At 60.8% G+C, this 6,988-nt stretch carries 7 protein-coding genes; 3 read left to right on the forward strand and 4 right to left on the reverse strand.

Translation table 11 applies throughout. The features are described 5' to 3' along the window. Positions 1 to 306, forward strand: a 306-nt coding sequence (gene crcB / locus FT726_RS25550) for a fluoride efflux transporter CrcB (protein WP_346303675.1), incomplete at its 5' end; no start/stop codon positions are given. Positions 307 to 412: 106 nt separating this feature from the next. After that, positions 413 to 1,210: a sugar phosphate isomerase/epimerase gene (locus FT726_RS25555; protein ID WP_132466538.1), complete on the forward strand. Its 798-nt coding sequence runs from the start codon at positions 413 to 415 to the stop codon at positions 1,208 to 1,210. On the opposite strand, the gene FT726_RS25560 is transcribed toward FT726_RS25555, so the two are convergent. From FT726_RS25560 to FT726_RS25570, 3 genes are all read right to left on the reverse strand, one after another. Next, positions 1,207 to 1,812: an alpha/beta hydrolase gene (locus FT726_RS25560; RefSeq protein ID WP_058770918.1), complete on the reverse strand. Its 606-nt coding sequence runs from the start codon at positions 1,810 to 1,812 to the stop codon at positions 1,207 to 1,209. The genes FT726_RS25555 and FT726_RS25560 overlap by 4 nt on opposite strands. Before the next feature lie 11 nt (positions 1,813 to 1,823). Continuing rightward, on the reverse strand, positions 1,824 to 2,765 hold the full coding sequence (locus tag FT726_RS25565; protein ID WP_058770919.1) for a glutathione S-transferase family protein: 942 nt from the start codon (positions 2,763 to 2,765) through the stop codon (positions 1,824 to 1,826). 98 nt (positions 2,766 to 2,863) lie between these two features. Then, positions 2,864 to 3,763, reverse strand: coding sequence for a LysR family transcriptional regulator (locus tag FT726_RS25570; RefSeq protein WP_288424317.1), 900 nt, complete (start codon positions 3,761 to 3,763; stop codon positions 2,864 to 2,866). A gap of 185 nt (positions 3,764 to 3,948) precedes the next feature. On the opposite strand from FT726_RS25570, the gene FT726_RS25575 reads away from it, so the two are divergent. Continuing rightward, the gene (locus FT726_RS25575; RefSeq protein ID WP_346303676.1) at positions 3,949 to 5,073 is read left to right on the forward strand and encodes a GNAT family N-acetyltransferase; all 1,125 of its coding nucleotides are present in this window, start codon (positions 3,949 to 3,951) and stop codon (positions 5,071 to 5,073) included. Here FT726_RS25575 and FT726_RS25580 read toward each other — a convergent pair. Then, positions 5,070 to 6,902: an ABC transporter ATP-binding protein gene (locus tag FT726_RS25580; protein ID WP_288424323.1), complete on the reverse strand. Its 1,833-nt coding sequence runs from the start codon at positions 6,900 to 6,902 to the stop codon at positions 5,070 to 5,072. The two genes, FT726_RS25575 and FT726_RS25580, sit on opposite strands and share 4 nt — an antisense overlap. Positions 6,903 to 6,988: the final 86 nt, after the last annotated feature.

Consider the following 6,988-nt stretch of genomic DNA (forward strand, 5'->3'; position numbering starts at 1 on the left):
CGTTTCAATACGTTATTCCCCAACCTGCCGCCAGGTACGCTGATCGTTAATCTGGTCGGTGGCTTTATTATTGGCGCGGCGATGGCGTGGTTTGTGCGCAATCCGCACATCGATCCCGTATGGAAACTGCTGATCGTCACCGGCCTGTGCGGCGGGCTGACGACCTTTTCGACCTTCTCGGCCGAGATCGTGGTGTTGCTACAATCAGGAAAATACCTGTGGGCAATGTCGAGCGTGATGGTGCATGTCATCGGTTCATTGCTGATGACCTTTGCCGGTTTCGCCGTGGTGAACCTGCTGGGCTAAACGACACGCTTGAAATCACCCTTAAGAGGGGGATACTGATCAGGATGCTGTGCGGGTGGCGCACAGCCTCTGTCACCGCTTTATCCGGACGATTAAGGAGCTGTTGATGTCTGCAAACCCGAAATTCCTTAACCTGGTGCTGTTAAACGGTGAATCGGCGCATAAGCTGCAGGCGGCGCGTGCCGCCGGGTTCGATCAGGTTGAAATGTGGCGGGAAGAGGTTACTGAGCACACGGCGGCGCTGGCCGCGCAGCTGCACCTGGGCTTTACCAATCTGCAGGTGCTGCGTGACTTTACCGGCGCGCCGGACAGCGAACGGCTGCAAAAGCGCGCCGAACTGCGTGATTTCATTCGCGTCGCGCAATCGCTGGGCTGCGATACCATTCAGGCGCCGGCGACCACGCGCGAAGACTGCGTTGCGGAGCGCATTGATGAGGATCTGCGCTGGCTGGCCTCGGAAGCCGCGCGCTATAACATGCGCATCATGTATGAACCGATGGCGTGGTGCAGCGTCGACAATACGCTGCCGCTGGCGTGGCAGCGTTTGCAGCGGCTGGATCAGCCCAATATCGGGCTGGTGGTCGATCTGTTCCACATCTGCGCACGCGGTGGCGATGCCTCTCAGCTCGACGGCATTCCGGCCGACCGCATTTATGAAGTGCAGCTGTGCGATATGGCGCAGATGCCACCGCAGGAAAAGCAGGCGCTGAGCGACTATGCGCGCCATCAGCGCTTACTGCCCGGCGACGGCATCATTGAAGTGGAACGCTTTGTCGATAAGCTGAAAAGTGCAGGCTATCGCGGTCCGGTGGGCATCGAAGTGTTTAACGATCGCCTCAAAGCACAGCCGCCGGAAGCGGCCGCGCGTCAGGCGTGGCAGGCGCTGCAGCGCTACTGGCCTTAATCCTGCAGGCACTGGGCGATGTAGGCCGCTGCCTGCATCGCGCCGTGGCTGGAAATGGTGTGACCGGTGGCGGGTTCATACTGTGCGGTGACCGCGACGCCCGCGCTCTGCAGGCGCTGCGCGGCGGAGACAGTTTCGCTGAACGGAATCACCTCATCGGCTTTACCGTGAATTAGCAGCGCGGAGGCATGCGGCGGCGGCGTGAGCGCCTCGTCAAAGGCCAGGCGACCGGAGAAGGCCACCACACCAGCCAGCGGATAGCGTCCGGAGGCCAGCGCATCCAGCGCCATGATCGAGCCCTGCGAGAATCCCACCAGAATCACCTTTTGCCACGCGCCGGCCATCGCGTGCTGCGCCATCAGCTGCTGCAGCGTGGCGTCAAAGGCGTCGCGCGCAGCCCGTACGCGTGCCGGACGGTTTTCCGGCGTGATGCCGGTCAGGCTGAACCACTGATAGCCCATGGCGTGTTCAAAGGGAAAGGGCGCATCGGGCGCGGCAAATGCCACGTCGGGCAGCAGCGCTGACCAGTGTTGCCCCAGCACCGCCAAATCCGCGCCATTACTGCCGACGCCATGTAAAAACACCACTAACGCTTTTGCCATTGCCCTGCTCCTTAAAAACCGTAGTCCGCCATATCCGGTCCCGCTGGCACGATGCCGTTGGGATTCAGCGCTTTAATCGAATAATAGCCCTGTTTGATGTGGTCGATGTTCACCGTTTGCCGCACGCCGGAGACCGCCAGCACACTCTTCAGATAACGATCGAGCAGCGGGTAATCGCGCAGGCGGCGCAGGTTGCATTTGAACAGGCCGTGATAGGCGACGTCAAAGCGTATCAGGGTCACGAACAGGCGGATATCGGCTTCGGTCAGTCGTTCACCCAGCAGAAAAGTGCGGCCATCTTTCAGCCGTTGCTCCAGCTCATCCAGCTGCTCAAACACCTCATTAAACGCCTGCTGATAGCTCACCTGGGTGGTAGCGAAACCGGTACGATAAACGCCGTTATTGAGACGCGGATAGATCGTTGCGTTCAGCGCGTCGATCTCCTGGCGCAGATCCTCAGGGTAGAGATCGAGCCGGTTGTCTGCCAGATCGCCAAAGCCGCTGTTGAACATGCGCAGAATATCCGCCGACTCATTGTTAACGATGGTCTGGGTTTTTTTATCCCACAGCACCGGCACGGTGGCGCGCCCGGTGAAGTCGGCGTCGGCGCGGGTATACAGCTGGTGGAGATACTCAGCGTTGTTCAGCGGGTCGCGATCGGCACCGGGATAATCGCCGAAGCGCCAGCCCTGCGCGCCAAGCTGCGGCTCAACCACCGACACGCTGACAATCTGCTCCAGCCCTTTCAGGCTGCGTGCAATGAGCGTGCGCGAGGCCCACGGGCAGATCAGCGCGACGTACAGATGATAGCGATCCGGCTCGGCGGCAAATTCGCTGCTGCCATCGGCGCTAATCCAGTGACGAAAGCTGGAAGTCTGGCGTACAAAGCCACCCTGTTTATCGGTGGCCTGAACCGGATGCCACTCTGCGCTCCACTTACCGTTTACCAACATCGCTCTGCTCCTCTGAAGTGATGTCAGCAGCTTACCCTGCTGCCGTTATGCTGATAATCCGGGCAAAACGGCTTTGATTGTTTCCAGAATGGAAGGAATCAGCCGGGCGGATGCAGGCGGAAGTGCTCGGCCAGAAAGTCGATCAGCAGGCGGGTTTTCTGCGCCAGGTGGCGCGCGGGCGGATACAGGGCAAACAGGCCCATGGCTGGCGGCGCAAAGTCCTCCAGCAGCGTGACGATTTCGCCCCGCTGCAGCGCCGGTGCAGCGATAAAACCGGGCAGACGCGCAATGCCGAGGCCGGCCAGCGCCGCCTGCAGGCAGGCTTCGGTATTGGAGAAGCACAGGCGGCCGCGAATCGGCATGCTGACGCTGTCGCCGCACGGCGTGACGAACGGCCAGTGCCACGGATCGCGAAAGTTGGTGTCGCTGATGCACTGATGCGTCGCCAGATCGCGCCAGTGCTGCGGCGTGCCGTGCTGCAGCAGATAGCCGGGCGCGGCGGCGAGGCGAATCGGCACCTCGCCCAGACGGCGCGCAATCAGGCTGCTGTCGTCCAGCTTGCCGATGCGGATCGCCATATCGAAGCCTTCATCGACGATATTCACGGTGCGGTCGGAGAAGTTGACGTCCAGCTCAATCAGCGGATAGTGACGCGCGAACGCCACCAGCACGCTGGCCAGCACCGCGGTGCCGAAGGTGCCGGGTGCGCTGATCTTCAGGCGACCGGTGGGTGAGCGGGCATTTTCCTGCACCGTGGCATCCAGCGCGTCGAACGCCTCCAGCAGGGTTTTCACCCGCTCGTAATAGGCGCGGCCGATCTCGGTGGGCGACAGCGCCCGTGTGCTGCGCTTGAACAGCTGCACGCCAAGCTGCTGCTCCAGACGCGACACCAGCTTTGATGCCTGGCCGCTGCTGGTGCCCAGCCGGGCAGCGGCACCGGCAAAGCTGCCGACTTCGAGTACGGCGACAAACATGCGATCACAATCAAGACGATCCATGGCATTTCCTGCAAGGGAAAAGGGTGAGTATACACAGGCGAAGTGAAAAATCGTGGCACGGGCCGCGACAGTAATGTGCGCAGCATTGAGCAACGCTCCGCTTTACATTCAGTGCGCCGCACCTTTCGCACGGCGGCAAAACCTGCTGAACTAGGCATTCGCCTTAAGCTGGCCGGGAGCCACCAATGCCTTTGCTTCACCTGTCATCGCTGGCGGAGATCACCGCTGCCGAATGGGATGCGCTGTTACCTGACAATCAACCTTTTTTGCGTCACGCCTTCCTGCTCGCGCTGGAAGAGAGTGGCAGCGTGCGCGCGGAAAACGGCTGGCAGCCGGATCATCTGCTGTGGCGCCAAGACGGCAGGCTGCGGGCAGCGCTGCCGGGCTACCGTAAACGCAACTCGTGGGGCGAATATGTGTTCGATCACGCGTGGGCCGATGCCTGCCAGCGTGCTGGTATTCCTTATTACCCCAAATGGCTCGGCGCCATTCCGTTCAGCCCGGTGACCGGTGCGCGGCTGCTGGGTGACGAGACGGCCATTATTCCGATGCTGGAAGCGCTGCCCGATGCGTTGCAGCGGCACGGCTTAAGTGGGGCACATATCAATTTCACCACGCCGCACGCCAACGCGCTGCTGGCAACCCAGCCGGACTGGCTGGCGCGCCTCGGCGTGCAGTATCACTGGCACAATCGCGGCTACCGCGATTTTCACGACTTTCTCGACACGCTGATGTCGCGCAAACGCAAGCAGCTGCGCAAAGAGCGCGAACAGGTGGCCAGCAGCGGCTTTGCGTTTAACTGGTATCGTGGCGATGAGCTGCGTGAAGATCAGTGGGATTTTGTGTATACCTGCTACGCCAACACCTACGCGGTGCGCGGCCAGCGTCCCTATCTGACGCGCTCCTTCTTCAGCCTGCTGGCGGAGCGGATGCCGCAGGCGATTCGCGTGGTGATCGCCACGCTACAGCAGCAGCCCGCCGCCATGGCCTTCTGTCTGGTGGATGACGACACGCTGTATGGCCGCTACTGGGGCTGTCTGGCGGAGTTTGACCGACTGCACTTCGAGACCTGTTTCTACCAGGGCATGGATTTCGCCATCGCTGAAGGGCTGCAGCGCTTTGATGCCGGTGCGCAGGGCGAGCACAAGCTGGTGCGCGGCTTTGAACCGCAACTCACCCATTCCTGGCACTATCTGTGCCATCCGGGGCTGCGTGATGCGGTCGGGGATTTTCTGCAGCAGGAGCGGGCAGGGGTGCGCGCCTGGGCTCAGGAAGCGCGCGACGCCCTGCCTTACCGGCGCGGTGATTAATCGACGCCGACAAATCCGCCGGTCTGATGCTGCCACAGACGCGCGTACAGCCCGCCGTGCGCCAGCAGTTCGCGATGGTTACCCATCTCAACAATGCCGCCGTTCTCCAGCACCACCAGCCGGTCCATTTTCGCGATGGTCGACAGGCGATGGGCGATGGCGATCACCGTTTTGCCCTGCATCAGCGTCTCCAGGCTCTCCTGAATCGCCGCTTCCACTTCCGAGTCGAGCGCCGACGTGGCTTCATCCATGATCAGAACCGGCGCATCTTTCAGCAGCACGCGGGCGATGGCAATACGCTGGCGCTGGCCGCCAGAGAGTTTGACGCCGCGCTCGCCGACGTGCGCATCCAGCCCGGTACGGCCCTGCGGATCGGAGAGCAGCGGGATAAACTCGTCGGCGCGGGCGCGCACAATCGCCGCCTGCAGTTCGGCTTCGCTGGCATCCGGGCGACCGTACAGCAGGTTTTCGCGAATCGAGCGGTGCAGCAGCGACGTATCCTGGGTGATCATGCCAATCTGACTGCGCAGGCTCGCCTGCGTGACCTGCGCGATGTCCTGATCGTCAATCAGGATGCGCCCGCCGTTGATGTCATACAGCCGCAGCAGCAGGTTCACGAGGGTCGATTTACCGGCGCCGGAGGGGCCAATCAGACCGATTTTCTCGCCAGGCTTGATATTGAGATTCAGGCGGTTAATCACCTGGCGGCCGCCGCCGTAGTCAAAACGCACATCCTCAAAGCGGATCTGGCCGCGCGTCACCTGCAGCTTTTTCGCCTGCGGCGCATCCTGCACGCTGAGCGGTTGTGCAATGGTGTTCAGGCCATCCTGCACCATGCCGATGTTTTCGAAGATGCCGTTCACCACCCACATGATCCAGCCGGACATGTTCACCAGGCGAATCACCAGCCCGGTGGCCAGCGCGATGGCACCTACGCTGATCAGCGACTGGCTCCACAGCCACAGCGCGAGGCCGGAGGTGCTGACAATCAGCAGGCCATTGAGTGTCGACAGCGTGATATCCATGCTGGTCACCATGCGGCTGGCGTGCTGGGTTTTGTCGGTCTGTTCCTGAATGGCGTCGCGCGCGTAGCGTTTTTCCAGATCGTTATGGGCAAACAGTTTCAGGGTAGCGATGTTGGTGTAACCGTCAACGATAGTGCCCATCAGCTTCGAGCGCGCCTCGGATGACACCACCGAGCGCTGCTTGACGCGCGGCACAAAGAAGCGCAGCGACAAACTGTACGCCACAATCCAGATGATCAGCGGAATCATCAGGCGCCAGTCGGCTTCCGCGAACAGCACCAGTGAGGTCACGGCGTAAATCACCACGTGCCAGATGGCATCCACCAGCTGAACCGCCGAGTCACGCAGCGAGTTACCGGTTTGCATGATGCGCTGGGCGATACGGCCGGCAAAATCGTTCTGGAAGAAATTGAGGCTCTGCCGCAGCACATAGTTGTGATGCTGCCAGCGAATCATGCTGGTCATGCTGGGGTTAATGCTTTGATGTACCAGCATATCGTGCAGCGCGATTACTACCGGCCGCAGAATCAGTGCCACTGCCGCCATCCACAGCAGAATCGGCCAGTTATCGCTGAACAGCGTGGCGGGCGTGGTGTGATTGACCAGATCGATAATACGGCTGAGATAGCTAAACAGCGCCACTTCGATCAGCGCCTGCGCCAGTCCGACAATCAGCAGCGCGACAAAACCTGGCCACACCTGACGCAGATAATAGAGGTAAAACGGCCACACGCTGGCGGGTGGGGAATCGGTGGGGGCATCCTGAAAAATATTGATAAAACGTTCAAAACGACGATACAACATAAGGCCACTCTTTCCGATCGGTGAGAGTTAACAGCTTAGTGCAACTGAACAGGGATTATCGACATGGATTTGCAGATTCGCGGACG

The sequence above is a fragment of the Pantoea sp. Morm genome (assembly GCF_016643525.1).
GTDB lineage: Bacteria > Pseudomonadota > Gammaproteobacteria > Enterobacterales > Enterobacteriaceae > Pantoea > Pantoea dispersa.